This window comes from Streptomyces sp. XY006, assembly GCF_002237655.1.
GTDB classification, from domain to species: Bacteria; Actinomycetota; Actinomycetes; order Streptomycetales; family Streptomycetaceae; genus Streptomyces; species Streptomyces levis.
On record NZ_NOKT01000018.1, the window covers coordinates 159864 to 185299 of the forward strand.

General features: G+C 73.3%; 22 protein-coding genes. 3 read left to right on the forward strand and 19 right to left on the reverse strand.

What is annotated here, in order from left to right; genetic code table 11:
- Positions 1 to 50 precede the first annotated feature (50 nt).
- Both CHR28_RS22045 and aroH read right to left on the reverse strand, forming a co-directional pair.
- On the reverse strand, positions 51 to 1136 hold the full coding sequence (locus CHR28_RS22045; protein WP_094055406.1) for a prephenate dehydrogenase: 1086 nt from the start codon (positions 1134 to 1136) through the stop codon (positions 51 to 53).
- Entirely contained in the window at positions 1133 to 1495 is a 363-nt protein-coding gene (aroH, locus tag CHR28_RS22050; protein WP_094055407.1) for a chorismate mutase, read from the reverse strand. Before aroH ends, CHR28_RS22045 begins: the two co-directional genes overlap by 4 nt.
- A gap of 182 nt (positions 1496 to 1677) precedes the next feature.
- Here aroH and CHR28_RS22055 point away from each other — a divergent pair, with 182 nt between their 5' ends.
- The gene (locus CHR28_RS22055; RefSeq protein WP_094055408.1) at positions 1678 to 2124 is read left to right on the forward strand and encodes a Rieske (2Fe-2S) protein; all 447 of its coding nucleotides are present in this window, start codon (positions 1678 to 1680) and stop codon (positions 2122 to 2124) included.
- A 3-nt stretch (positions 2125 to 2127) separates the two neighbouring features.
- Here CHR28_RS22055 and CHR28_RS22060 read toward each other — a convergent pair whose 3' ends face one another.
- The 11 genes from CHR28_RS22060 to CHR28_RS22110 all read right to left on the reverse strand — a co-directional run bounded on the left by CHR28_RS22060 (position 2128) and on the right by CHR28_RS22110 (position 15005).
- Positions 2128 to 3147, reverse strand: a complete 1020-nt coding sequence (locus tag CHR28_RS22060; RefSeq protein ID WP_094055409.1) for an ADP-ribosylglycohydrolase family protein — start codon at positions 3145 to 3147, stop codon at positions 2128 to 2130.
- Entirely contained in the window at positions 3144 to 3872 is a 729-nt protein-coding gene (locus CHR28_RS22065; RefSeq protein WP_373453377.1) for an NUDIX hydrolase, read from the reverse strand. The genes CHR28_RS22060 and CHR28_RS22065 overlap by 4 nt, the downstream gene beginning before the upstream one ends.
- Before the next feature lie 59 nt (positions 3873 to 3931).
- Positions 3932 to 5050 (reverse strand): pseudouridine synthase, encoded by a 1119-nt coding sequence (locus CHR28_RS22070; protein WP_094055410.1) that lies wholly within the window; start codon positions 5048 to 5050, stop codon positions 3932 to 3934.
- Positions 5050 to 5736: an SMC-Scp complex subunit ScpB gene (scpB, locus tag CHR28_RS22075; protein WP_094055411.1), complete on the reverse strand. Its 687-nt coding sequence runs from the start codon at positions 5734 to 5736 to the stop codon at positions 5050 to 5052. The genes CHR28_RS22070 and scpB overlap by 1 nt, the downstream gene beginning before the upstream one ends.
- The gene (locus tag CHR28_RS22080) at positions 5733 to 6974 is read right to left on the reverse strand and encodes a segregation and condensation protein A (protein ID WP_094055412.1); all 1242 of its coding nucleotides are present in this window, start codon (positions 6972 to 6974) and stop codon (positions 5733 to 5735) included. Before CHR28_RS22080 ends, scpB begins: the two co-directional genes overlap by 4 nt.
- An 18-nt stretch (positions 6975 to 6992) precedes the next feature.
- Positions 6993 to 7556 carry a hypothetical protein gene (locus CHR28_RS22085; protein ID WP_094055413.1) on the reverse strand — a complete coding sequence of 188 codons (564 nt, stop codon included), beginning with the start codon at positions 7554 to 7556 and terminating at the stop codon, positions 6993 to 6995.
- Positions 7541 to 8668, reverse strand: a complete 1128-nt coding sequence (locus CHR28_RS22090) for a ParA family protein (RefSeq protein WP_086559363.1) — start codon at positions 8666 to 8668, stop codon at positions 7541 to 7543. The genes CHR28_RS22085 and CHR28_RS22090 overlap by 16 nt, the downstream gene beginning before the upstream one ends.
- Positions 8669 to 9093: 425 nt before the next feature.
- Positions 9094 to 10218, reverse strand: coding sequence for an alanine dehydrogenase (gene ald, locus CHR28_RS22095; RefSeq protein WP_094055414.1), 1125 nt, complete (start codon positions 10216 to 10218; stop codon positions 9094 to 9096).
- 138 nt (positions 10219 to 10356) lie between these two features.
- Complete coding sequence (locus tag CHR28_RS22100; RefSeq protein ID WP_179272523.1) at positions 10357 to 12396, reverse strand: tetratricopeptide repeat protein; 2040 nt, start codon at positions 12394 to 12396, stop codon at positions 10357 to 10359.
- 240 nt (positions 12397 to 12636) lie between these two features.
- On the reverse strand, positions 12637 to 13263 hold the full coding sequence (locus tag CHR28_RS22105; protein WP_094055416.1) for an NUDIX domain-containing protein: 627 nt from the start codon (positions 13261 to 13263) through the stop codon (positions 12637 to 12639).
- A gap of 95 nt (positions 13264 to 13358) precedes the next feature.
- Positions 13359 to 15005 (reverse strand): CTP synthase, encoded by a 1647-nt coding sequence (locus tag CHR28_RS22110; RefSeq protein ID WP_094055417.1) that lies wholly within the window; start codon positions 15003 to 15005, stop codon positions 13359 to 13361.
- A 474-nt stretch (positions 15006 to 15479) separates the two neighbouring features.
- Between CHR28_RS22110 and CHR28_RS22115 the strand changes: the two genes are divergently transcribed.
- Positions 15480 to 17282, forward strand: coding sequence for a glycoside hydrolase family 15 protein (locus CHR28_RS22115; RefSeq protein ID WP_094055418.1), 1803 nt, complete (start codon positions 15480 to 15482; stop codon positions 17280 to 17282).
- A gap of 18 nt (positions 17283 to 17300) precedes the next feature.
- Here the strand turns inward: CHR28_RS22115 and CHR28_RS22120 are convergent, their stop codons facing one another.
- Positions 17301 to 18257: an LLM class F420-dependent oxidoreductase gene (locus CHR28_RS22120; protein WP_094055419.1), complete on the reverse strand. Its 957-nt coding sequence runs from the start codon at positions 18255 to 18257 to the stop codon at positions 17301 to 17303.
- Between the two features lie 127 nt (positions 18258 to 18384).
- On the opposite strand from CHR28_RS22120, the gene CHR28_RS22125 reads away from it, so the two are divergent.
- Entirely contained in the window at positions 18385 to 20058 is a 1674-nt protein-coding gene (locus tag CHR28_RS22125) for a PucR family transcriptional regulator (RefSeq protein WP_094055420.1), read from the forward strand.
- A gap of 29 nt (positions 20059 to 20087) precedes the next feature.
- Here CHR28_RS22125 and CHR28_RS22130 read toward each other — a convergent pair whose 3' ends face one another.
- The 5 genes from CHR28_RS22130 to CHR28_RS38455 all read right to left on the reverse strand — a co-directional run bounded on the left by CHR28_RS22130 (position 20088) and on the right by CHR28_RS38455 (position 25409).
- Entirely contained in the window at positions 20088 to 21230 is a 1143-nt protein-coding gene (locus CHR28_RS22130) for a glycosyltransferase family 4 protein (protein ID WP_094055421.1), read from the reverse strand.
- Positions 21231 to 21493: 263 nt separating this feature from the next.
- Positions 21494 to 23212 carry a DNA repair protein RecN gene (gene recN / locus CHR28_RS22135; RefSeq protein ID WP_094055422.1) on the reverse strand — a complete coding sequence of 573 codons (1719 nt, stop codon included), beginning with the start codon at positions 23210 to 23212 and terminating at the stop codon, positions 21494 to 21496.
- 70 nt (positions 23213 to 23282) lie between these two features.
- Positions 23283 to 24188, reverse strand: coding sequence for an NAD kinase (locus tag CHR28_RS22140; protein ID WP_094055423.1), 906 nt, complete (start codon positions 24186 to 24188; stop codon positions 23283 to 23285).
- Entirely contained in the window at positions 24185 to 25000 is an 816-nt protein-coding gene (locus CHR28_RS22145; protein ID WP_094055424.1) for a TlyA family RNA methyltransferase, read from the reverse strand. The genes CHR28_RS22140 and CHR28_RS22145 overlap by 4 nt, the downstream gene beginning before the upstream one ends.
- A gap of 7 nt (positions 25001 to 25007) precedes the next feature.
- On the reverse strand, positions 25008 to 25409 hold the full coding sequence (locus CHR28_RS38455; RefSeq protein ID WP_256984330.1) for a hypothetical protein: 402 nt from the start codon (positions 25407 to 25409) through the stop codon (positions 25008 to 25010).
- Positions 25410 to 25436: the final 27 nt, after the last annotated feature.

A 25436-nucleotide genomic window follows, 5' to 3' on the forward strand; every position in this document is an offset into this window, starting at 1 on the left:
TCGACGGCGACGGCGCCCGGCCGCCCCGGCCCGCCCGCCGGCCGGTAGGGCTACTGCCGGATCGCCCAGCCCCGCTCGCGCAGCGCGGCGGACAGCACCGGCGCGGCCTTCGGCTCCACCATCAGCTGCACGAGACCGGCCTGCTGCCCCGTCGCGTGCTCGATCCGCACGTCCTCGATGTTGACCCCGGCCATGCCCGCGTCCGCGAAGATCCGGGCCAGCTGCCCCGGCTGGTCGTCGATGAGCACGGCCACGACCTCGTAGACCCGCGGGGCGGACCCGTGCTTGCCGGGGACGCGGACCTGGCCCGCGTTGCCGCGCCGCAGCACGTCCTCGATCCCGCCGGCCCCCTCGCGCCGCTTGTGGTCGTCGGACGACTGCAGCGCGCGCAGCGCCCGCACGGTCTCCTCCAGGTCCGCGGCGACGTCCGTGAGCAGGTCGGCGACCGGCCCGGGGTTGGCGGAGAGGATGTCGATCCACATCCGGGGGTCGGAGGCGGCGATCCTCGTCACGTCCCGGATGCCCTGCCCGCACAGCCGTACGGCGGCCTCCTCGGCGTGCTCCAGCCGCGCGGCGACCAGACTGGAGACCAGGTGGGGCATGTGGGAGACGAGTGCGACGGCCCGGTCGTGGGCGTCGGCGTCCATCACCACCGGCACCGCACGGCAGTGCGAGACCAGCTCCAGGGCGAGGTTCAGCACCTCGGTGTCGGTGTCCCGGGTCGGGGTGAGCACCCAGGGGCGGCCCTCGAAGAGGTCGCCGGTCGCGGCGAGCGGGCCGGACTTCTCCCGGCCCGACATGGGGTGCGTGCCGATGTAGGCGGCGAGGTCGAGGCCGCGGGCCTCCAGCTCGCGGCGGGGCCCGCCCTTGACGCTGGCCACGTCGAGGTAGCCGCGCGCCGCACCTCGGCTCATCGCGTCGGCGAGCACGTCGGCGACGTACGCGGGCGGGGCGGCGACGACGGCCAGGTCGACGGGCCCGTCCGGCGCCTCGTCCGTCCCGGCGCCGAGCGCGGCCGCCGTACGGGCCTGCTCCGGGTCGGGGTCGGCGAGGTGCACGGTGACGCCCCGCTGGGACAGGGCGAGGGCGGCGGACGTGCCGATGAGGCCGGTGCCGATGACGAGTGCGGTTCTCACTGGGCGATGTCCTTGCGCAGGGCGGCGGCGGCGCCGAGGTAGACGTGGGCGATCCCGGCACGGGGCCGGTCGGACTCGATGTGTGCGAGGACCCGGACGACACGCGGCATGGCGCCCTCGACGTCCAGCTCCTGGGCGCAGATCAGGGGTACGTCGACGATGCCCAGCTTCCGGGCGGCGGCCGCGGGGAAGTCGCTGTGCAGGTCGGGCGTGGCCGTGAACCAGATGCTGATCAGGTCGTCGGGCACCAGGCCGTTGCGCTCCAGGATGGCCGAGAGCAGGGCGCCGACCTGCTCGTCCATGTGTCCGGCCTCGTCCCGCTCCAGTTGGACGGCGCCCCGGACCGCTCGTACCGCCACGGCGATGCTCCTCGTTGACGTGCGTGTCGCTCTGCGTCCGTCCAGCCTAGTCAGCCCGCGCGGACCGGGTGCGCGGCGCCCGCCCGGTGAGACGCCGGGATTGCCGTTCCTTGGGTATTTTCAAAGTCGATATGCAGCTACGCCCCTTTCCTCCTTCTTCATGACACCTTCGGAGTGACGACATGACCCACGAGACCACGCGTCGCACGGTCCTCCTCGCCACGGGCGCGACGGGCGCGGTGGCACTCGTCGCGGCCTGCGGCGGTGGCGGCGACGACAACGGCTCCGCGGCGACGGACTCCCCCACCGGCGAGAACGCCACGAGCGCCCCTGCGGGCCAGGGCGAGGAACTGGCCTCCACCGGCGAGATCCCGGTCGGCGGCGGCAAGATCTTCAAGGACGAGAAGGTCGTGGTGACCCAGCCGGAGCAGGGGCAGTTCAAGGCCTTCTCGGCGATCTGCACGCACCAGCACTGCCTGGTGGGGTCGGTCTCCGACGGCACGATCAACTGCCCGTGTCACGGCAGCAGGTTCCGCATCGGGGACGGTTCGGTGGCCAACGGCCCGGCGACGAGCCCGCTGCCCGCCGAGAAGATCACCGTGGAGGGCGGCTCGGTCCGCCTGGTGTGACGGTCAGGCGTCCCAGAGCGCCCCGAGGGTCAGCAGATCGGTCCGGTACTCGACACGGTCGGCCCACTCGGCCGGCCAGGCCTCCGCGCCCAGGTACGCGCCGGCGAAGGCCCCGGTGAGACAGGCGATCGAGTCCGAGTCGCCGGCGGTGCAGGCCGCCCGGCGCAGCGCCGTGACCGGTTCGTCGACGAAGAGCAGGAAGCACAGCAGCCCGGTCGCCAGCGCCTCCTCGGCGATCCAGCCCTCCCCGGTGGCCAGGCACGGGTCGGTCTCCGGCGAGACGGTCCGTACGGCGTGCCGGAGCCGGTCGAGTATCGCCAGGCACTCGTCCCAGCCGCGGGCGATGAACTGCCCGGGCCCCGGGTCCCCGGCCCGCCTCCACAGGTCCCCGAGCCAGCGCTCGTGGTACCGGCCGCGGTTCTCCAGGGCGTACGACCGCAGCAGCCCGACCAGCCCGGTCGGCTCGGCTCCCTGCGCGAGCAGGCGTACGGCGTGTGCGGTGAGGTCGGAGGCGGCCAGCGCGGTCGGATGCCCGTGGGTGAGCGCGGCCTGCAACTGGGCGGCGCCCGCGCGCTGTTCGTCGCTCAGCCCGGGGACCAGACCCAGGGGCGCGACGCGCATGTTGGCTCCGCAGCCCTTGGATTCGATCTGACTGGCGTCCTGCCAGGGGCGCGACTCGTCCTTCAGCAGGTAGCAGGCCTTCATGCAGGTGCGGCCGGGTGCCCGGTTGTTGTCAGGGGACTGGTACCAGTCCACGAACTCCTCCCGCAGGGGCCGGGTCAGCCGTAGCGGGGTGAGCAGCCCCCGGTCCATCGCCGTGCGCACCGCCCGGCCGAGCGCCAGCGTCATCTGGGTGTCGTCCGAGACGCGGGCGCGCTTCGGCAGCTCCATCTCCCGCCACGGCCCGCACTCGGCGAGGATCGACGGAACGTCGTTGAACTCGGTCGGGAAACCCAGCGCATCCCCGAGGGCCAGGCCCGTGAGCGCCCCGGTGGCGGCTTGCTTGTGGACGAGGGTGGTCATGCGGGGCGTCCTTCCGGGGTCGGCCTCAGAAGCGGCGGGTGGAGGGTGGTGGCGTTCCCGGCGCGGTACAGCGCGGCCGGTTTGCCGCGGCCGCCGGTCAGCCGCGCGGCGCCGGGGACGGGTTCGACGAAGCCGGGGGTGGCGAGGACCTTGCGCCGGAAGTTGGGCCGGTCGACCGGGGTGCCCCACACGGCCTCGTAGACCTGCTGGAGCTCGCCGAGGGTGAACTCGGGCGGGCAGAAGGCGGTGGCGAGGCAGGTGTACTCCAGCTTGGCGCCGACCCGCTCGTGGGCGTCGGCCAGGATGCGGTCGTGGTCGAAGGCGAGCGGCCCCGCCGTGCCGTACGGGACCCAGTCGGCCCGTGCGGCGTCGCTGCCGCCGTGCGCCTCGGGCGCGTCGGGCAGCAGCGCGGCGAAGGCGACCGACACAACCCGCATCCGGGGGTCGCGGCCGGGTTCGCTGTACGTCCGCAGCTGCTCCAGGTGCAGCCCCGAGACGTCCGACAGGCCCGTCTCCTCGGCGAGTTCACGCCGGGCGGCCGTCTCCGCGGACTCGTCGGGCTGCACGAACCCGCCGGGCAACGCCCGGTGCCCCGCGTACGGCTCCTGCCCGCGCTCGACGAGCAGCACGTGCAGAGCGCCTTCCCTCAGGGTGAACACGGCGAGGTCCACGGTGACGGCGAAGGGCTCGTGGGCGTACTTGTCGTAGCCGTCCATGGCGAGCATCGAACACCCCCTTTAATAGTCAGCTCGACTATAAAAGGGGGTGCCGGTGACCACAAGGTCTAGAGGTCGACCTCCTGCATCAGCATGCCGACCTCCGTGTTGGACAGCCGCCGCAGCCAGCCCGACTTCTGGTCGCCCAGGGTGATCGGGCCGAAGGCGACCCGCACCAGCTTGTCGACGGGGAAGCCGGCCTCGGCCAGCATGCGGCGCACGATGTGCTTGCGGCCCTCGTGGAGGGTGACCTCGACGAGGTAGTTCTTGCCGGTCTGCTCGACGACCCGGAAGTGGTCCGCGCGGGCGTAGCCGTCCTCCAGCTGGATGCCGTCCTTGAGCCTCTTGCCCAGGTCGCGCGGGATGGGGCCGACGATGTGCGCGAGGTAGGTCTTCTTCACGCCGTACTTCGGGTGGGTCAGCCGGTGGGCCAGCTCGCCGTGGTTGGTGAGCAGGATGACGCCCTCGGTCTCGGTGTCGAGCCGGCCGACGTGGAAGAGACGGGTCTCACGGTTGGTGACGTAGTCCCCGAGGCACTGCCGGCCCTCCGGGTCCTCCATCGTGGACACCACCCCGGCGGGCTTGTTCAGCGAGAAGAACTGGTAGCGCTGGGTGGCGACGGTCAGGCCGTCGACCTTGATCTCGTCCTTCTCCGGGTCGACCCGCTTGCCCTGCTCCAGGACGATCTCGCCGTTGACCTCGACCCGGGCCTCGTCGATCAGCTCCTCGCAGGCGCGCCGGGAGCCGAAGCCCGCCCGGGCGAGGACCTTCTGCAGCCGCTCGCCCTCCTGCTCGGCGCCGGGGAAGGTCTTGGGGAGCTTGACCTCCTTCTTGCCGGCGTACCGGTCGCGGTTGCGCTCCTCGATCTGCGCCTCGTACTCGCGGGGGCGCGCCGGGGCCGTGCGACCCTGCCTCTGGGGCTGCCTGGGCCCGCCCTTCGCGCCACCCCGGGCGGCTCCTCCGCGCCCGGCCTTGGGGCCGTCCTTGGTCGCCCCGGGGCCCACGTCGTAGCGACGCTCCTCCGGGCGCGGCTTCTTGGGACGGCCGCTGCCCTGCTTGTCGTCGCGGTTGTTGCCGGCGCCGCGGAAGTTGCCGCGACCACCACCACTCCCGCCGCGGCCGCCGCTGTTGCCACCACGGCTCCCGCCGTTGTTTCCGCTGCTGTTCCTGCCGCTGCTGCTTCGCATCAAAGTTCCGTCTGGTCGTCTTCGTCGTCGGTCCCCGGGTCCACCGGGCGGCCCGGCGCGTCGTCGTCGGGCGCGTCCGGGTCGAACGACGGTACGCCCTCCTGGGTCTCGGCCTCGATCGCCTCCGCCTCCGGGAGGAAGGGCGCGAGCTCCGGGAGCTCGTCCAGACCGCGCAGGCCCATCCGCTCCAGGAAGTAGTTCGTCGTCCTGTACAGGATCGCACCTGTTTCGGGTTCCGTGCCCGCCTCCTCTATCAGCCCGCGCTGCAGGAGGGTGCGCATGACACCGTCGCAGTTCACTCCGCGTACGGCCGAGACCCGGCTGCGGCTGACCGGCTGGCGGTAGGCGACGACGGCCAGGGTCTCCAGCGCGGCCTGCGTGAGCCGGGCCTGCTGGCCGTCCAGCACGAAGCGCTCGACGGCGGGCGCGTAGGCGGCCCGGGTGTAGAACCGCCAGCCGTTCGCGACGAACCGCAGCTCGAAGCCGCGGCCCTGGACGGTGTACTCGTCGGCCAGCTCGCGCAGCGCGTCGGCGATCTGGCGCCGGGGCCGCTCCAGGATCTTCGCGAGGTGCTCCTCGGTCGCGGGTTCGTCCACGACCATGAGTACGGCCTCCAGGGCGGGCTTGAGGTCGAGGCCGGCGACGTCGCGCAGCCCGGCCGGGATCTCGGTGGCTTGTCGGCTCACGGCTTCTTCTCCTCCTCCGGCGGCTCGGGCGGCCGGTCGAACTCGTCCGTGACGGTCGGTGTCTCGTCGCCGTCCCCGCCGGTCCACCGCACGAGCAAGTCCCCGAGGGGGGCCTCCTGCTCCAGGGCGACGGCCTTCTCGCGGTACAGCTCCAGCAGGGCGAGGAAGCGCGCCACGACGGTCAGGGTGTCCTCGGTGTCGGCCACCAGCGCCCGGAAGCTGGCCTCGCCGAGCTCCCGCAGCCGGGCCACCACGATCCGCGCCTGCTCCTGCACGCTGACCAGCGGGGCGTGGATGTGGTCGACGTACACCTGCGGCCTGGGCCTGGGCTGCATCGCCTTCACGGCGAGCTTGGCGAATCCTTCCGCCCCGACGCTGATGACGACCTCGGGCAGCAGCTCGGCGTGGTGCGGCTCCAGCCCGACGGTACGGGGGTAGCGCCGGGCCTCGTCGTCGAGCCGCCCGCTGAAGATGTCGGCGACCTGCTTGTACGCGCGGTACTGCAGCAGCCGCGCGAACAGCAGGTCCCGGGCCTCCAGCAGCGCGAGGTCGGCCTCGTCCTCCACCTCGGCGGCCGGCAGCAGCCGGGCCGCCTTCAGGTCGAGCAGGGTCGCCGCGACGACCAGGAACTCGGTCGTCTCGTCCAGGTCCCAGTCCGGCCCGAGGGCCCGGATGTACGCCATGAACTCGTCGGTCACCTTGGACAGCGCGACCTCGGTGACGTCCAGCTTGTGCCTGGAGATCAACTGCAACAGCAGATCGAACGGCCCCTCGAAGTTGGCGAGCCGGACCTTGAAGACCCCGTCGTCGCCACCGGCCTCCACGCCCGAGGACCCCACGGCGTCCCCCGCCTCCGGCACCTGCGCCCCGAGGACCGCACCGGCCCCGGGTTCGGTGCCGGCAGGGGGAGCCACGGGGAGCGTCTCGCGCTGGGCCCCGGCAGACCCGGGCGACGGCTGTCGCTCCTCGGCGTCGGCCGGGGCGGACGGCACGCCCGGGCCGGCGATCCCGGCCCCGCCGGGCGGTGCGGCCGGCCCGGCGGTGTCCTCACGCGGCCCAGCGGGCCGGTCCGGGTCCGCCGGCCGGTGAGGCGCACTCGGCTCGGCGACGGGCGGCTGCTCGGCAGGCTCCTCGGGAGGTCCGGGCGGGGCGGGGCGCGGCGCGCCCGGTCCCCTCCCCAGCGCGCGCCGGCGGCCGGCCGGGCCGCCGGGGGGTGGTGGGGAAGCGTTCGAGGTCATGGCCCTCGCAGGCTACCGCTACCGCCCCCGCAGTCGTCGTACGAGGATGCTGGCGTCCCCGCGGGTCTCCAGGTCGGCGAGGACCACCGCGACCGCCTCGCGGACGATGCGGCCGCGGTCCACGGCCAGGCCGTGCTCGCCGCGGAGCACGAGACGGGCGTGCTCCAGGTCCATGAGCTCCTCGGCCGACACGTACACCGTGATCTTCTCGTCGTGCCGCTCACGGCCGCTGGGACGGCGCGCCGCGGCCCGCCCGCGCTTGCGGGGTGCCGCCGCGGCACCCGCGGCGGCAGAACCTTCCTGCGCCGCCGGCCGGCGGCCGGAGCGGCTGCGGGACTCCCCGGCCTCGGCCGCGTCGGCGTCCGCCGCGACATGCTCCGCGCCCTCGCCGTCGCCGCCCTGCGCGGGCACCGACTGCGGTGCGTCGTCCGCTGCCGCTGCCGCCGCGTCGCCCTCGCCCGCCGGAGCGGGCACCCGGGCGTCGCCGTTGGCCGGACGCCTGGGCGAGGACGACTGCAGTCCCATCCCCCCTGTCGTACGGAAGAGTTCGTCGGCCCCCGGCAGACTCACTCGGCGTGACACCGGGCGAGCACCTCCCTGGCGAGCTGGCGGTAGGCGGCGGCACCGACGGAGTTGGAGGCGTACGTGGTGATCGGCTCACCGGCGACCGTGGTCTCCGGGAAGCGGACCGTGCGCCCGATGACCGTGTGGTAGACGTGGTCGTCGAACGCCTCGACGACACGCGCGAGCACCTCACGGCTGTGCACCGTGCGCGAGTCGTACATCGTGGCGAGGATCCCGTCGAGCTCCAGGTCGGGGTTGAGCCGCTCCTGGACCTTCTCGATGGTCTCCGTCAGCAGCGCCACGCCCCGGAGGGCGAAGAACTCGCACTCCAGCGGCACGATCACCTTGTGCGCGGCCGTCAGGGCGTTGACCGTGAGCAGGCCGAGCGAGGGCTGGCAGTCGATGACGATGAAGTCGTAGTCGTCCAGCAGCGGCTTCAGGGCGCGCTGCAGGGTCGACTCGCGGGCGACCTCGGAGACGAGCTGGACCTCGGCCGCCGACAGGTCGATGTTGCTGGGCAGCAGGTCCATGTTCGGGACCGCCGTCTTCAGCAGCACCTCGTCGGCCGCCATCCCCCGCTCCATGAGCAGGTTGTAGACGGTGAGGTCGAGCTCCATCGGGTTGACGCCGAGTCCGACCGACAGCGCGCCCTGCGGGTCGAAGTCCACGAGCAGGACACGGCGTCCGTACTCCGCGAGCGCGGCACCCAGGTTGATGGTCGACGTGGTCTTGCCGACGCCGCCCTTCTGGTTGCACATCGCGATGATCTTCGCGGGTCCGTGGTCGGTCAGCGGGCCCGGGATCGGGAAGTACGGCAGCGGACGCCCGGTCGGGCCGATGCGCTCCCGGCGCTGTCTGGCAGCGTCGGGCGCGAGAGTGGCCGCGTACTCGGGGTCGGGCTCGTACTCCGCGTCGGGGTCGTAGAAGTGCCCCTCGGGCAGTTCGTCGTAGTCGGCGAAGTGGTTGTGGGGCGCGCCACTTCCGTCGCCGGCCATGGCGTTCACGTGATGGCCATCCATCTTCTGGTGTGCTGTGTGAGTCGCCTGCTGACTCTGGTGGGCTGCGAAGGTGCGCACAGCGACGGAGCCGACAGCCGCGAACCCCGCGGGCCCCTGGTCCCGTGCAGGCATTCCTGGTTGACCACCCCCGGGAGTAAATGTCGACTCATTCACAAGTCGTCTTACCTCCTTGGTGACCAGGAAACTTCTAGACAGGTCAGCGTGGCACCATGCCGACGGTTGGCGACTCTATGGCGTGTCGGGCGTCCGCAGCAACACAATCCGCCGGACCCGGCCCGATGTGTCGGCAATGAAACATCCCGCTGTCAAGGGCGTACGGCCGTCGCACGGCAGGTTTCACCGGTGTGCGAATCGGTTGAAGGGTTACGTTCGAGGCGAGTTGCCCGAGAATCGCGAAGTGACCATACACACATCCGGCCGGACCTTGTCGGGCAAGGTCCGGCCGGGTGCGCGGCGTTGACGACACGTGTTGACGTATCGCCTTTGCCGTCGGGTGACTTAGCCGATTTACCGGCCGTCGCGTGCGGGTCGGGGGCTCAGCCGAGCAGCGAGGACAGCTCGACGTGCTCCACGCCGTGCGCCTCCGCGACCTCGCGGTAAACGACCTTGCCGTCATGCGTGTTGAGGCCCTTGGCCAGCGCCGGGTCGCGGCGCAGCGCGTCCACCCAGCCGTGGTTGGCCAGTTCCACGATGTACGGCAGCGTGGCGTTGGTCAGCGCGTAGGTGGAGGTGTTGGGCACCGCGCCGGGCATGTTGGCGACGCAGTAGAAGACCGACTCGTGGACCGGGAAGGTCGGCTCGGCGTGGGTGGTCGGGCGGGAGTCCTCGAAGCAGCCGCCCTGGTCGATCGCGATGTCGACAAGGACACTTCCGGGCTTCATCCGCGAGACGAGCTCGTTGGTGACCAGCTTCGGGGCCTTGGCGCCGGGGATCAGCACCGCGCCGATGACGAGGTCGGCCTCCAGGCAGGCCTTCTCCAGCTCGAAGGCGTTGGAGACGACGGTCTGGATCTTCGTGCCGAAGATCTTGTCGGCCTCGCGGAGCTTGTTGATGTCCTTGTCGAGCAGGGTCACGTGGAAGCCCATGCCGATGGCGATCTGCGCGGCGTTCCAGCCGGAGACGCCGCCGCCGATCACGACGGCACGGCCGGCCAGCACGCCCGGGACACCGCCGGGCAGCACACCGCGGCCGCCGTTGGCGCGCATCAGGTGGTAGGCGCCGACCTGCGGGGCCAGCCGGCCCGCGACCTCGGACATCGGAGCGAGCAGCGGCAGCGCGCGGCTGGGCAGCTCGACGGTCTCGTAGGCGATGGCGGTGGTGCCGGACTCCAGCAGGGCGTCCGTGCACTCCTTGGACGCGGCCAGGTGCAGGTAGGTGAAGAGCGTCTGGTCCTTGCGGAGGCGGTGGTACTCCTCGGCGATGGGCTCCTTGACCTTCAGCAGGAGGTCGGCGGTGGCCCACACCTCGTCGGCGGTGTCCAGGATCCGCGCACCGGCGGCGACGTACTCCTCGTTCGTGATCGAGGAGCCGACACCGGCGTCGCGCTCGATGACGACCTGGTGGCCGTGGCGCACCAGCTCGTGCACGCCGGCGGGGGTGATGGCCACCCGGAACTCGTTGTTCTTGACCTCGCGGGGGATGCCGACCTTCACGTCGATCACGGTCCTTGGCTCAGAGGGTATGGGGGGTATTTCTTAGACATACCCGGGCACGCACGGGCACACCGGGAGAGACCGCAGGAGAACGTGCGGCAGAGCCAGTCTAATGAAGGTGTTCCCGCTGTCTAGCCTTCCATTGCATCAATCTTCAGCGGATGCGGTACGGATTTCGCAGGCGTCGGGTTCGGTTTGAAGGTTTGAGTCGCCGAGAATCCGCTCGGCGGCGCCCCGGTGCAGCCCGGCCGAGGCGGGATCGCCGAGGTGTTCGAGGGTGTCGGCGACCCGCAGGTGCAGCGCGGCCTGCAGCCGGGTGTCCTCCGCGCGCCGGGCCCATTCGACGGCCTCGCGGCAGGTGCGCAGCGACTCCTCGGGCCGGCCCGCGTACTCCTGGACCCGCGCCAGTTCGCTCAACGCCCGCGCCTGGGCGGCCACGTCGCCGTTCTTGCGGTGCCCGGCGATCGCCGAACGCCAGTTGCGCAGCGCCTCGCCGTAGCGGCCCGCGAAGGTGTGTGCGGCGGCGATACGCCCGTACAGCCGGGCGGCGTCGGCGCGCTCGTCCCGGGCGAGCCGCTCGGTCAGGGCCCGGCCGAACCAGTCGGCGGCCCGGTCGAAGTCCCCGAGCTCCAGGTGCGCGCCCCCCACGGATTCCATCGCGCGGCCGGTCGCGTAGGTGTCGTTCACCTCACGTCCGGCGTCCAGGGCGGCCCGGTAGCGGGCCAGGGCGTCGGCCGTGCGGCCGGTGCGGGCGTCGAGGTCGCCGAGGTTCAGCAGGGCGGCGGCCTTCTCCCGGGGCAGGTCCCGGCGCTCGGCGATGTCGAGGACCAGGCTGTGCACGACGTACAGGTCGGGGGCGGCCGCCCGGGTCCCGACATGCGCCACCATGGCCCTGACCAGCTGCGACATCAGCCGCCTCGCCAGGGTGTCCAGCTCCCCGTCGGCGACCGCGAGCCGGGCCGCGGCGAGCAGCGCGGGCCGGGTCAGGCGCAGCCACTCGGCGGCCGCCCGCGGGGTGGGGAAACGCAGCGCCCGCGGCATGTCGAGGAGTTTCTGGCGTGCCTGGGCGCTGTCGGTCTCGGTGATCGCCCGGCAGGCCTGCAGCAGCCGTACGGTCCGCTCCAGCATGCGGGCGCGGGCCAGCTGGAGCTCGGCCGGGCGCTCGTGGTGCCGGACGAGGAGGCGGAGCTGGTCGTGCAGGCAGCCGGGCACCTCGTACTGGGGCAGCGGTGAGTCGACCGCGTGCAGGAAACCGAGGGCGACGAGGTCGTCGAGGGTGGTGCGGGCGGTGCCCACCGAGCAGCCGGCGAGGGCGGAGGCGACCTGCGGGTCGACCAGGCCGGCCGGGGCGAGGGCGAGCAGGCGCAGCATCCGGGCGGCCGAGGCGGGCAGGGCGGCGTACGCGAGCCGGAAGACCCGGGTGAGGGCGGTGCCCTCGGGCTCCTCGGCACGCAGCTGCTTGGCCAGGTCGGAGACGGCCGCCTTGGGCCGGGCCGCGAGCCAGCCGCCCGCCAGCATCAGCGCGGCGGGCTGCCCCTGGCACTCCTCGGCGAGGCCCTCGGCGGCCCGGGGGTCGACGGTGATGCGGACGGAGCCGGTGTGCCGCGAGAGCAGCTCCACCCCGGACTTGGCGTCCAGGCCGCCCAGGGTGCAGGGGCGGACGTCCGGGATGCCGGTGAGCGGGCCCCGGGAGACCGCGACGACCAGGCAGTCCGGCGTGTCGGGCAGCAGCGCGTCGACCTGCTCGGCGTCGGCGGCGTCGTCCAGCAGGAGCAGCACGCGCCGGTCGGCGAGGGCGGTGCGCAGGGCGTCGGTCAGGTCGTCCTCGCCGGCTCCGGCCGGGGCCTGCTCCTCCAGGGCGGCGAGCAGGTCGCGGGCGGCGCGCTCGACGGGTACGGGGGTGCCGTCGGGGTCGGTGAGGCGGGCGCGCAGCACCCCGTCCGGGTAGCGGTCCGCGACCTGCCGTGCGAGTTCCCCGGCGAGTGCGGTGCGGCCCGAGCCGGGGCGGCCGGCGATGAGCAGCACGCGCGCTCGGGGTGCCTTGCGGCCCGCCAGGGTGTCCAGTCCGGCGCGCTCGATGTCGGCGCGCAGCTCCTTCAACTCCCGTGTGCGGCCCAGGAACTGGTGCTCCGCGGCAGCGCGCCCGGCCGGCCGCACGTCGCCTGTCTCCACGACCTGATCCGTCACGGGCCACACTCCCGTCCACCGCACCTGCGAGCCCGCCGGGACTCCGGTGCGGGCGTGCTCAGAGCCTAGTTCACGCTCTGCAACGTCCCCGGAGGAGCAGGGCGGGCACATCCCCCGATCGGATCAGCAGATCGTAGGACTGACGGTGCCGGGCCCGAAGGGCGCGGGGAACGGCGCGACCGACCACGACGGCGCCGCACCGCCCCGACGGCCGCGACACCCTCCTCGCCCGTGGAGCGGCTACGCCTCGAAGGGACGCGCCGGCCAGGGAGCCTGCGCCGGACGCAGCGCGTCGAGCCCGTCACCGGCCCGCGCGGCGACCAGCGACAGGACGCCCACCACCAGGCAGTTGTTGTGGAGGTCGCCGCCCAGCACGCCCCGGACCAGCTCCTCGACCGGCACCCGGTCGAGCTCCATGTCGGCCTCCTCCTCCTCGACCGCGAAGCGCTCCCCCTCGGCCTCGGACAGATCGCGCGCGAGGAAGATCCGCACGGCCTCGTCGCAGCCGCCGGGGGTGGTGTAGACGTCGGTCAGCACCCGCCAGTCCTCGGCCTTGACGTGCGCCTCCTCGTACAGCTCGCGCTGCGCGGCGTGCAGCGGGTTCTCGCCGGGGACGTCGAGCAGCCCGGCCGGGATCTCCCACAGCTTGTGGCGCACGGGGTGGCGGTACTGGCGCAGGACCAGGACGCGGTCGGCCTCGTCGAGGGCGAGGACGGCGACGGAGCCGGGGTGGACCTGGTAGTCACGGCCGACCACGGTGCCGTCGGGCATGACCACGTCGTCGGTCCGGACGGAGGTCTTGTTGCCCACGAAGGGCGTGTCCGTCGCCCGGATCTCCCACTCCTCCGGGGTGTCCTTGATCGTCATGCCTGTCCTTCCACGTGCCTGCACGACCTGCCGAAACAAAACCGGGGTGCACACCCTTTGAAGGGATGCACCCCGGCCACCGTACAACTGGTGTGTTACTTCGAAGTCTTCCGCTCGACCGCGGCCTTGACGAGCCCGGCGAACAGCGGGTGCGGGCGCGTCGGGCGCGAGCGCAGCTCCGGGTGCGCCTGCGTGGCGACCAGGTAGGGGTGGACGTCGCGCGGGTACTCGACGTATTCGACGAGCTTGCCGTCCGGCGAGGTGCCGGAGAACAGGATGCCCGCCCTCTTCTCCAGCTCGGCGCGGTAGGCGTTGTTCACCTCGTAGCGGTGACGGTGCCGCTCCTCGACGTACTCCTTGCCGTCGTACACCTCGCGCACGATCGAGCCCTCGGCGAGCTTGGCCGGGTACATGCCGAGCCGCATGGTGCCGCCCATGTCACCCTCACCGGCGACGATGTCCATCTGCTCGGCCATGGTGGAGATGACCGGGTGGCCGGTGGCGGGGTCGAACTCGGTGGAGTTGGCGTCGGAGATCTCGGCCAGGTTGCGCGCGGCCTCGATCACGATGCACTGCAGGCCGAGGCAGAGGCCGAGCAGCGGCACCTTGTTCTCGCGGGCGTAGCGGATGGCGCCGACCTTGCCGTTCACCCCGCGCTCGCCGAAGCCGCCGGGGATGCAGATGCCGTCGACGTCGCCGAGCTGGGCCGCGGCGCCGGCCGGGGTCTTGCAGTCGTCGGAGGTGACCCACTTGATCTTCACGCGGGCCCGGTTGGCGAAGCCGCCGGCGCGCAGCGCCTCGGTGACCGACAGGTAGGCGTCGGGCAGGTCGATGTACTTGCCGACCAGGGCGAGGGTGATCTCGTGGTCGGGGTTGTGGACGCGGTCGAGCAGGTCGTCCCAGGTCGTCCAGTCCACGTCGCGGAAGGGCAGGTCCAGCTTGCGGACGACGTAGGCGTCCAGGCCCTCGCCGTGCACGGTCTTGGGAATGTCGTAGATCGAGCGGGCGTCGGGGCAGGCGACGACGGCGGCCTCGTCGACGTCGCACATCAGCGAGATCTTCCGCTTGATCGCGGTGGGCACCTCGCGGTCGCAGCGCAGCACGATCGCGTCCGGCTGGATACCGATGTTGCGCAGGGCCGCAACCGAGTGCTGGGTGGGCTTCGTCTTCAGCTCACCCGAGGGGCCGATGTACGGCAGGAGCGAGATATGGACGACGAAGACGTTGTCACGGCCGACCTCGTGACGGACCTGGCGGACGGTCTCCAGGAACGGCAGCGACTCGATGTCGCCGACCGTGCCGCCGACCTCGGTGATCACGACGTCGACCTCGTCCGTCGCCATGCGGCGGATGCGGTGCTTGATCTCGTTGGTGATGTGCGGGATGACCTGCACGGTGTCGCCCAGGTACTCGCCTCGCCGCTCCTTGGCGATCACGGTGTTGTACACCTGGCCGGTGGTGACGTTGGCCGAGCCGTCCAGGTCACGGTCGAGGAAGCGCTCGTAGTGGCCGATGTCCAGGTCGGTCTCGGCGCCGTCGTTGGTGACGAACACCTCGCCGTGCTGGAACGGGTTCATCGTGCCGGGGTCGACGTTCAGGTACGGGTCGAGCTTCTGCATCACGACGCGCAGGCCGCGGGCCTTGAGCAGCATGCCGAGGCTGGAGGCCGTCAGGCCCTTGCCGAGCGAGGAGGCGACACCCCCGGTGACGAAGATGTGCTTGGTCGTCGTGGAATTGGGCATGGCCAAGAGGGGGCTCCCGTGGTCGCGATCTGGGGGTGCGGTTCGGGGGTCAGACGCCCACCGGTCCACGGGCTACCAGCGTATCAGCGCCGCGAGGTGATGGCTTCCGGCCACGCTCCGCACACATTCCGACACGGGGCGATCATCGTCACCGGCCCCTCACCCGCTGCTCACTCGTTCGGCGTACCCGCCTTGCCGCGACGGGCACCCGGAACATCCGCGTGCGTCGTATCCTGCTCGGACACTCGCTGCCGAGCCCGTCCGGCCCAACGGCACCACCCCCCGCCCGTAAGCACCGGAACAACGTGAGCTCGTCAGTTCGTTGAGCGACAATTGGCGCTTTGCGTCACGGCCGAGTGAACTGTTTTGCTTCATCGCTCAACGACGCATTGCAAGACCTGCTGAAAACCCCCCTTGACCGCACTAGCGACAGCCCCCTCGCGGGGTGACGTGGCCGTTCGACTGGAGTTGCACGTGGCCGGGCGCATCGAAGACTACGCACTCATCGGAGACATGCAGACCGCTGCCCTGGTCTGCCGGGACGGGACAGTCGACTGGCTGTGCCTGCCCCGCTTCGACTCGCACGCCATCTTCGCCGGCCTGCTGGGCACCGAGGAGCACGGCTTCTGGCGGCTCGGCCCGGCGCACGCCTCCGACCAGGAGCCGCCCACCGCGGCCCGGCGCAGCTACCGCGGCGACTCGCTGATCCTGGAGTCCGAGTGGGACACCCAGCGGGGCACGGTCCGGGTGACGGATTTCATGCCGCCGCGTGACGGCGCCCCGCAGCTGATCCGGATCGTCGAGGGCGTCTCGGGCCGGGTGCCGATGCGCTCGGCGCTGCGGATGCGGTTCTCCTACGGGCGGGTGGTGCCGTGGGTGCACAAGCACGAGGGGCGCACGGTGGCCGTCGCGGGCCCCGACTCCGTGTGGTTCGACACATCCGTCGAGACGTACGGCAAGTCGCTGACGACCTACTCGGACTTCACGGTCGCGCCGGGCGAGCGGATCGCGTTCACGATCTCCTGGGAGCCCTCGCACAAGGAGCCGCCGCCGCTGCCCGAGCCGGAGCAGTCACTGGAGGCGACGGAGGACTTCTGGCGCGAGTGGGTCGACCACTGTACGTACCACGGCCCCTACCGTGAGGCCGTGGTCCGCTCGCTGATCACGCTGAAGGCCCTGACGTACGCCCCGACCGGCGGCATCGTCGCCGCGCCGACCACCTCCCTGCCGGAGGACATCGGCGGCGTGCGCAACTGGGACTACCGCTACACCTGGCTGCGCGACGCGGCCATCACCCTGTCCTCGCTGCTGCGCACCGGCTACCGCGAGGAGGCCCGCGCCTGGCGCGAGTGGCTGCTGCGCGCGGTGGCGGGCGACCCGGAGAACCTGCAGATCATGTACGGCATCGCCGGTGAGCGCGAGCTCGGCGAGGCCGAGCTGGACTGGCTGCCGGGCTACGAGAACTCCGCCCCGGTCCGGGTCGGCAACGGCGCCGCGCACCAGCTCCAGCTGGACGTGTACGGCGAGGTCACCGAGGCCCTGCACCTGGCCCACATGACCGGCCTCGCGCGCAACGACTACGCCTCGCTGCTCCAGCTGAAGCTGATCCGCTACCTGGAGGACCACTGGCAGGAGCCGGACGAGGGCATCTGGGAGGTGCGCGGCCCGCGCCGGCACTTCGTGCACTCCAAGGTGATGGCCTGGGTCGCCGTCGACCGCACGATCAAGCTGATCGAGTCCGGTGACGCCGACGGCCCGCTGGAGCGCTGGAAGGAACTGCGCGACGACATCCACCGGGACGTGTGCGAGCGCGGCTACGACAAGGAGCGCAACACCTTCACGCAGTCGTACGGCTCCAAGGAGCTGGACGCGTCGCTGCTGCTGATCCCGCAGATGGGCTTCCTGCCCCCGGACGACAAGCGCGTCATCGGCACCATCGAGGCGATCCAGCGGGAGCTGTCCACGCCGGACGGCTTCATCCTGCGCTACCCGACCTCGGGCGGCGACGAGGGCGTGGACGGCCTGCCCGGCGACGAGGGCGCGTTCCTCGCCTGCTCGTTCTGGATGGCCGACGACCTGGCGATGATCGGCCGCGTGGACGAGGCCCGCAAGCTGTTCGAGAAGCTGCTGTCCCTGCGCAACGACCTCGGTCTGCTGGCCGAGGAGTGGGACCCACGCCTGCAGCGCCAGGTGGGCAACTTCCCGCAGGCCTTCAGCCACGTGCCGCTCATCGACACGGCGCTGCGGCTGACGGCCTCGGGCGCGTACGGGGGCTGAGCGGGGCCCCGGGGAGCGTCACTTGGGCCTGAGGGCGGTGAGCGTGCGCTCCCCGGCCGGGTCGCCCGCCGTGGCCGGGACCAGGGCGATCTCGTCCAGGCCGGCCTCGGCGTAGGCGGCGACGCGGGCCCGGACGGTGGCGGCGTCACCCACGAGGGCGACCGTGCCGGCGGCCTCGGGCGGCAGGGCCCGCAGCAGGGTGTCCCGGTCGGCGCCCTTGGCGGCCAGCTCGACGACCTCGGCGAACCCGGCGTCGACGAACATGTCGCTGTAGCCCGGCACGGGCAGATAGCCGACGACGCTGCGCAGGATCTGGGTGAACGACTCCGGCTCCGGGGCGACGGCGGCGGGCAGCCAGGCGGCCAGCCGCGGCGGGGTGCGCCCGGCCTTCTCGGCGGCCGCCAGCATCCGCGCCCGCAGCATGCGCACCTGCCCGGGCGAGACGAGGTCGAAGAGCATCCGGTCGGCGTGCCCGACGGCCGTGGCGACCGCGCGCTCGCCGAACGCCGCGACGGTGAGCATCCCGCCGGGCGGCGGCAGCCGCCGCGCGAAGCCGCTGCCGGGCACGACCGGTTCGCCCGGCACGCTGTCCATCAGCGCCCGTACGGCCGCGGCCGTCTCCTCCAGGGTCGTGGCGGGCCGGGTCCGCGGGCGGCCGTGCACGCCCTCGACGACCCGCTTGCTGGAGGTGCCGAGGGCGACGCCGACGGGCCGGCCGGTGACGGCCGCGGTGGAGGCGGCGCCCCGCACGACGGTCAGCGGATCGCGCACGTTCACCGGCACCGGTCCGGCGGTCAGCGCGACCCGCTCGGTGGCCGCGCCGATCGCCGTCGCCAGGACGAACGAGTCCCAGGTCGGCCCCTCGCCCGCCCACACCTCCCGGTACCCGAGCCGGTCGGCGAGGACCGTGACCCGCAACGGCTCCTCGACCGGACTGTCGTCCTCCCGCCCCACCGCGACCACGCTCATGTCCATGACGGCGCCGGTACCCGGTCGTCCCGGCCGTAATCCGGGGCGAGATCCGCCGCGGAACCCGGGTGTGATCGTCCCGCTGCCCGTCCGGAGATGTCCCAGGGGCATCCGCCCGGGTAGCGTCCGGCCCATGGAGAGCGGGACGGACAGCGGCTACGGCACCCAGGGCGCCGGGATCACCGTGCAGCGGGCACTGGAGCTGCCGGGGTTGCGGGGCGGACTGCCCGAGGTGCTGGCGGGCGCAGACCGGCTCGGGCGGACCGTGCGCTGGGTGCACGCCGGCGAGGTGCCGCACATCGCCTCCCTGCTCAAGGGCGGCGAACTCCTGCTGACCACGGGCTACGGGCTCGGCACCCGCCCGGCCGAGCAGCGGGCGTTCGTGCGCACGCTGGCCGAGCGCGGCATCGCGGCCCTGGTGGTGGAGCTCGGCCCGCGGTTCACCCGGCTGCCCGCGGCCCTGGTCGACACGGCCCGCTCGGCCGGGCTGCCGCTGGTGCAGCTGCACCGCGAGGTGCCGTTCGTCACCGTGACGGAGGAGATCCACACCGAGATCGTCAACGGCCATTACGCGCTGCTCCAGCGGGCCGAGGAGGTGCACCGCCGCTGTACACGGGCCGTGCTGAGCGGCGGCGGGGTGCCCCAGGTGCTGGGCATCCTGGCCGACTTCGCCGCCAACCCGGTCTTCCTGGAGACGGCGGAGGGGCAGTTGCTGTACGCCGCCGGGGCCGGCCCCGAGGGCGCCGACCCGCTCCAGGTGTGGGAGGGGCTGCGCGGCCAGCACAAGGACGAACCGCCGCTCGCGGGCTCGCTGTTCGTGGACGTGCCCGGCGGCGGCCCCGGCAGCGGGGGCGTCCGGGCGCGTCTGGTGCTGCTCCCCGTACGGACGTCCCTGGATCCGGTGCACCGCATGGCCGCCGAGCGGGCCGCGGGCATCCTGGCCGTGGTGCTGATGCAGGCACGCCAGGAGGAGGAGCTGGCCGCGCGCGGGCGCGGCGACTTCCTCACCGACCTCGCCGAGGGCCGGGTCACGGCCGAGGACGCCCCGGCGCAGGCCCGCGTGCTGGGCTTCCGGCCGGGCGAGGGGCCGCTGCTGCCGGTCGTCATGCGGCTGGGCGACGCGCTGTCCCCCGGGGGCGGCTGGGCGGTGCTGGCCCGGGCGGTCTCGGAGGAACTGGCGGCGGTGGGTGTGCCGGTGCTGCTGGGGGTGCGGCCGGTGGAGGGGCGGGTGCTGGTGCTGCTCGGGCTGCGCGCGGAGGCGGAGCGGGCGACGGTCGCGGACCGGGTGGCGGCGGCGCTGCGGGCCGGGGTGGGCCGGGCCGGGATGCCGCGGCCGGGCGGGCAGCCGCCCGTGGTGGTGGTCGGGGTGGCCGGCGGCTGGACGGCGGCGGCGTCGGGCCTGCGGCACGCGGCCGAGACGGCCACGGCGGCCCAGGGGCTGCCGGACCGGCCCTGGTTCGACGCCCGCCGGCTGGACATCGACCTGCTGCTGTGGCGGCTGCGCGACGATCCGGACCTGGCGGCCTTCGTCGACCGGGCGCTCGGACCGCTCCTGGAGCACGACCGCCGGTCCCGGCCGCCGCTGCTGCCCACGCTGACGACCTACCTCGCCCACGCGGGACGCAAGGCGGAGACGGCCCGGGAGCTCCACCTCAACCGGCAGACGCTGTACAACCGGCTGGCGCGCATCGGGGAGTTGCTGGGCACGGACCTCGACGATCCGCAGACGGTGCTGGCCCTGAGCCTGGCCCTGCGGGCCCGCCGCCACGTGCCGCGGGGCGCCCGGGCCGGGGGCGGCGCCCTCTAGGCGAGGGCAGAAGCAGGGGACTGCGCCGTCTAGGCGAGGGGCAGGGGGCGGGTCAACTCGTCGTAGACGCTGAGCACCTGGGCGACGGTCTCGTCCTCGGTCGGCCAGGTCGCCGCCTGCCGGGCGCCCTTGTCCTGCAGCAGGGCCCGGCGCTCGGGGTCGCCGAGCAGCCGTACGACGGACGCGGCGAGGGCCCGGGCGTCCCCGGCGGGGACGAGTTCGGCCGCGTCGCCGACGAGTTCGGGGATGCCGCCCACGTCGGTCGCGACGAGCGGCACGCGCGCGTGGAGGGCCTCCTGGGCGAGGACCGAGCGCGCCTCCCAGCGGCTGGGCAGCAGGGCGAGGTCGGCGGCGGCGAGCAGGTCGGCGATGTCGTCGCGGCGGCCGATGAGCCGGACCGGCAGCCCTTCGCCCTCGATCCGCTCCTGGAGTTCGCAGCGCAGCGGCCCCTCCCCGGCGATCACGACCAGCGGAACGGGGTCGAGGCGGCGCCACACCCGCGCGGCGTCCAGCAGCACGTCGTATCCCCGGTGCCGCTCCAGGGAGCCGACGGCCATGAGCAACGGCCGTCCGATCGCGCCGAGTTCGGCGCGCACCTTGGGCCGCAGCCGGTCGGGGTCGTCGGGCTCCACGGGCCGGCGGGGGCCGGGCAGCGCCACGGCGGCGAGCCGCGCGTCCCGGGCGCCCGTCAGCCGGGCCCGGTCCACGAGCGCCGAGGTCGTGCCCAGCACCACCGTGGCCGCCTTGACGACCCGGCGTTCCAGGACGCGCAGCAGATGGGCACGCGCACCGTCGGCGTGCGCCCGGTCGTGCCACGTCACGACCAGCGGGGTCCGCACGCGCCGCCCGCTGAGCGCGAGCACGGTGCGGAACGAGGCGTGCAGCCCGTGGGCGTGCACCAGATCGGCGTCGGCGCAGGCCGCCCGCAGGGCCGCCACCGACACGGGGTCGCTGCTGCGCGGCACGTGCACATGGTCGGCCCCGACCCCGCTGAAGTCATAGGCGCGATCCGCCTCGAAGGGGGCGCACACCGTGACTCTCACGCCCCTGGCGACGAGCCCCGCCGTCAGCGAGCGCACATGCGCACTGCTGGCGGCATTGCCCCCGCCCAGCACCTGCACGGTGCGCAGCGGCGACTGGCCAGGCGGTGAGTGGCTGCTCACGGGGGTCACGTGGCCGGGCTCCTGGTTCGAATCGGGCGGTCACGACGCGGTTTCCCACGCGTACACCGCCAAGGATGCCAGGACATACGGGGGTTCCGGGAACGCCGGAACCCGGGCGGCGCGACCGCAGGGCGGCGGCAGCGGGGGAATGCGCCGGGCCGGGTCACCCACACGAGTGAAATCAGGCGACCCGCCCGGCCCCGGTCCGCTCGGCCCGGTCCGCCTTCCCCCGGCTGCTCGGCCCGGTCCGCCCTCCCCCGGCTGCAGGACCGCTACAGATCCGCCCGCGCCGTCGCCAGCAGCTCCTCCGCGTGCGCCCGGGCCGTCTCCGAGTCCTCCTGGCCGGCGAGCATGCGGGACAGCTCGCGGACCCGCTCCTCCCCTTCCAGGACCTTGACGCCGGAGCGGGTCACGGACCCGTCGTTCGTCTTCTCGACCAGCAGCTGCCGGTCGGCGAAGGCGGCCACCTGCGGCAGATGCGTCACGACCACGACCTGCGCGGTCTTCGCCAGGCGTGCCAGGCGCCGGCCGATCTCGACCGCCGCCTTGCCGCCGACCCCGGCGTCGACCTCGTCGAAGAGGTACGTCGGGACCGGATCCGTCCCGGCGAACACCACCTCCACGGCCAGCATCACGCGGGACAGCTCACCACCGGAGGCGCCCTTGGCGATCGGCCGGGGCGGCGCGCCCGGGTGCGGAGCGAGCAGCAGCTCGACCTCGTCGGCACCGGCGGGCCCGTAGGCGACGGGCCGCCCGCCGACCTCGACGCCCTCGGGGTCCTCGGTCTGCCGGATGTCGAAGGACACGCGCGCGTGCGGCATGGCGAGGGAGGCCAGTTCGGCGGTCACGGCGGCGGCGAACCGCTCGGCGGCCTCCGTCCGCGCGTCCGTCAACGCCTGCGCGAGTCCGCCCAGTTCGGCGCGGAGCGCGTCCCGCTCGGCGGTCAGCTCCCCGATCCGCTCGTCGTCGCCGTCGAGTTCGGTCAGCCGGGCGGCGCCGTTCTCCGCCCAGGCCAGCACGGCGGCGATGTCCTCGCCGTACTTCCGGGTCAGCCCGGTCAGCGCGGCCCGCCGCTCCTCCACGGCCGCCAGCCGCAGCGGGTCGGCGTCCAGGTCGTCGGCGTACCCGGCGAGGTCCCCGGCCGCGTCGCGCAGCAGGATCCCGATCTCGCCGATGCGGTCGGCGAGCGCGGCCAGCGCCGGGTCGTGCGACCGCACCGCGTCCAGGGCCCGCTGGGCGCCCGCGACGAGCGTCCCCGCGTCCACGCCCTCGGGGTCCTCCGGATTGCCCGCGAGCGCCGCGTGAGCGGCCGCCGCCGCGGACGCCAGCGCCTCGGCGTGCCCCAGCCGCTCGGCCTCCTCGGCCAGCTCCACGTCCTCGCCGGCCCGGGGCTCGACGGCGGCGATCTCGTCGAGCCCGTAGCGCAGCATGTCGGCCTCCTGGGCCCGTTCCCGCGCGCGCGTGGTGATCTCGTCGAGCTCGGCGGAGACGGCCCGCAGCCGCTTGTACGCCTCGCCGTACTTGGCCAGCGGGACGGCGACCGCGTCGCCGGCGTACCGGTCGAGCGCCTGCCGCTGCCGGGACAGCTTGAGCAGCCCCTGCTGGTCGGTCTGCCCGTGCACGGCCACCAGTTCGTCGGCGAGCTCCGCCAGCACGCCCACGGGCACGCTGCGGCCGCCCAGGTGCGCCCGGGAGCGCCCCTCGGCCGAAACGGTACGGCTGATCAGCAGGGCGCCGTCGTCCAGCTCGGCCCCGGCCTCCTCGGCGCGTACGGCGACGGCGGCGTGCTCGGGCACGGTGATCCGCCCCTCCACCACCGCCTTGCCGGCCCCGATCCGCACGAGCGCCGGGTCGGCCCGGCCGCCCAGCAGCAATCCCAGGCTGGTGACCACCATGGTCTTGCCCGCACCCGTCTCACCGGTGACCGCGGTGAACCCCGGCGACAGCTCGACGACAGCGTCGTCGATCACACCGAGCGACCGTATCCGCATCTCCTCCAACACGGACACGACCTTACGAGGTCCGGGCCAGGGATTGCGACCGGCCTGCCCTTGTCACCCGTTAGTGCGGAGCGCCCCGCCAGCCGGACACGGGCAGCGCGAACTTCGCCACCAGCCGGTCCGTGAACGAGGCGTGGTGCAGCCGGGCCAGCCGGACCGGCACCGCACCCCGGCGCACCTCCACCCGCGCCCCGGCGGGCAGCTCCACCGTCCGCCGCCCGTCGCACCACAGCACACCCGGCGGGATGTGCGGCAGCACCTCCACGGCGAGCACGGAATCCGGCGATGTCACCAGCGGCTTGGCGAACAGCGCGTGCGCGGAGATCGGCACCATCAGCAGCGCCTCGACCTCCGGCCACACCACCGGCCCGCCCGCCGAGAAGGCGTACGCGGTCGATCCGGTGGGCGTGGCGCACACGATCCCGTCGCAGCCGAACCCGGTGACCGGCCGCCCGTCGATCTCCAGGACGACCTCCAGCATCCGCTCGGCGGACACCTTCTGCACGGCCGCCTCGTTCAGCGCCCAGTCCGTGTGCACGATGTCGCCGTTCTGGTGCACCACGACGTCGACGGTCATCCGCTCCTCGACCTCGTACGCCTTGGTCACCACGCGGTCGACAACCTTGTCGAGGTCGTCGCGCTCGGCCTCGGCGAGGAAGCCGACCCGCCCGAGGTTGACGCCGAGCATCGGCACCCCGGACGCCCGCGCGAACTCCGCGCCGCGCAGCAGCGTCCCGTCACCGCCCAGCACGATGAGCAGCTCGCACCCGTCGAGGCACTGCGGGGTCGCCTCCTTGACCAGCACCACCTCGTCCGGCAGCGGCAGGTCCCGGGCCTCGTCCTCCAGGACCCGCACGCCCAGGCCGGAGCGCAGCAGCCCCTTCACCACGAGCTCGGCACTGCGCACGGCCGCGGGCCGTCCCGTGTGGGCGAGCAGGAAAACAGTACGAGCTCGGTTCTCGGTCAACGCGGCCCCTCCGCCACTGCTCGGTCAACGTCGGCCGGGTCCAGTTCCGGTGCCCCGGCCCGCAGCCACAAGAAGTATTCGACATTCCCCGACGGCCCGGGCAGCGGACTGGCGGTCACGCCCCGCGCCCCGAGCCCCAGTCCCCAGGCCTTCTCGGCCACCCCCCGGACCGCCTCGGCCCGCAGCTGGGGGCTGCGTACGACTCCCCCGCTGCCCAGCCGCTCCTTCCCCACCTCGAACTGCGGCTTGACCATCATCACCAGGTCGGCGTCCGGCTTCACGCACCGCACCAGGGCGGGCAGGACCAGCCCGAGCGGGATGAAGGACAGATCCCCCACGACAAGATCCACAGGCTCCCCATCGATCGCTTCAAGCGTCAACTCGCGTACGTTCGTACGGTCCTTGACGGTGACGCGTTCATCGTTCTGCAGGGACCACGCGAGTTGTCCGTATCCGACGTCCACGGCGACGACGTGGGCGGCTCCCGCCCGCAGCAGGACGTCGGTGAAGCCCCCGGTCGACGCGCCGGCGTCGAGCGCCCTGCGGCCCTCGACGGCCAGGCCCTGCGGCACGAACGCCGCCAGCGCGCCGGCGAGCTTGTGGCCGCCCCGGGAGACGTAGTCGGGGTCGTTCGCGTCGGCCGCGACGACGATCGCGGCGGCGGTCTCCACCTGCGTGGCCGGTTTCGTCGCGACGGTCTTGCCGACGGAGACCCGTCCGGCGGCGATCAGCTGGCCGGCGTGCTCACGCGAGCGCGCGAGCTTGCGGCGGACCAGCTCCGCGTCCAGACGGCGTCGTGCGACTCCTGCCACGTTCGGTTCAGCTCCTCGGTGAAGGCGGCGACGGGGGCGCCGGAGGTCCCGGGCGTACGTCGAGCGCGGTGAGCGCGTCGCGCAGCCCCCGGTGTACATCCTCGTACACCTCGATGTGCCCGTCCGTGGCGAGGTGGTCCGCGTCGCCGAGCCGGGTCAGGGCCGCGTCCACGCCGGCGTCGCCGGTGGGCGTGCGGGGCACGTTCAGGGGAGCGGGGGCGGCCGGATCGGGCCCGGGCTCCGCCTGCCGCGCCTCCTGCGGGAGATCCGCCGGGGGGCCCGCGGGGCCTGCGGGGAGGTCCGCCGGGCGGCCTGCGGGGAAGCCCTCTGGAAGGCCCGCCGGGGGCCCCTCGGGAAGGCCCGCGGGGAGGTCCGCCGAGTGGTCCGCCGGGGGTACTGCGTCGTCCATGCCCCGACGCTACCGCGAACCCCTGCG

Bases quoted from the DNA above. Each gene is read 5' to 3' on its own strand.
- CHR28_RS22090 (WP_086559363.1), bottom strand. From the start codon at position 8,668: ATGCCTGCACGGGACCAGGGGCCCGCGGGGTTCGCGGCTGTCGGCTCC.
- CHR28_RS22105 (WP_094055416.1), bottom strand. From the start codon at position 13,263: ATGACGATCAAGGACACCCCGGAGGAGTGGGAGATCCGGGCGACGGAC.
- recN (WP_094055422.1), bottom strand. From the start codon at position 23,212: ATGCGGATACGGTCGCTCGGTGTGATCGACGACGCTGTCGTCGAGCTG.
- CHR28_RS22120 (WP_094055419.1), bottom strand. From the start codon at position 18,257: ATGGACATGAGCGTGGTCGCGGTGGGGCGGGAGGACGACAGTCCGGTC.
- CHR28_RS22055 (WP_094055408.1), top strand. From the start codon at position 1,678: ATGACCCACGAGACCACGCGTCGCACGGTCCTCCTCGCCACGGGCGCG.
- CHR28_RS22065 (WP_373453377.1), bottom strand. From the start codon at position 3,872: ATGCTCGCCATGGACGGCTACGACAAGTACGCCCACGAGCCCTTCGCC.
- CHR28_RS22070 (WP_094055410.1), bottom strand. From the start codon at position 5,050: ATGCGAAGCAGCAGCGGCAGGAACAGCAGCGGAAACAACGGCGGGAGC.
- CHR28_RS38455 (WP_256984330.1), bottom strand. From the start codon at position 25,409: ATGGACGACGCAGTACCCCCGGCGGACCACTCGGCGGACCTCCCCGCG.
- CHR28_RS22080 (WP_094055412.1), bottom strand. From the start codon at position 6,974: ATGACCTCGAACGCTTCCCCACCACCCCCCGGCGGCCCGGCCGGCCGC.
- CHR28_RS22110 (WP_094055417.1), bottom strand. From the start codon at position 15,005: ATGCCCAATTCCACGACGACCAAGCACATCTTCGTCACCGGGGGTGTC.
- CHR28_RS22125 (WP_094055420.1), top strand. From the start codon at position 18,385: ATGGAGAGCGGGACGGACAGCGGCTACGGCACCCAGGGCGCCGGGATC.
- CHR28_RS22060 (WP_094055409.1), bottom strand. From the start codon at position 3,147: ATGACCACCCTCGTCCACAAGCAAGCCGCCACCGGGGCGCTCACGGGC.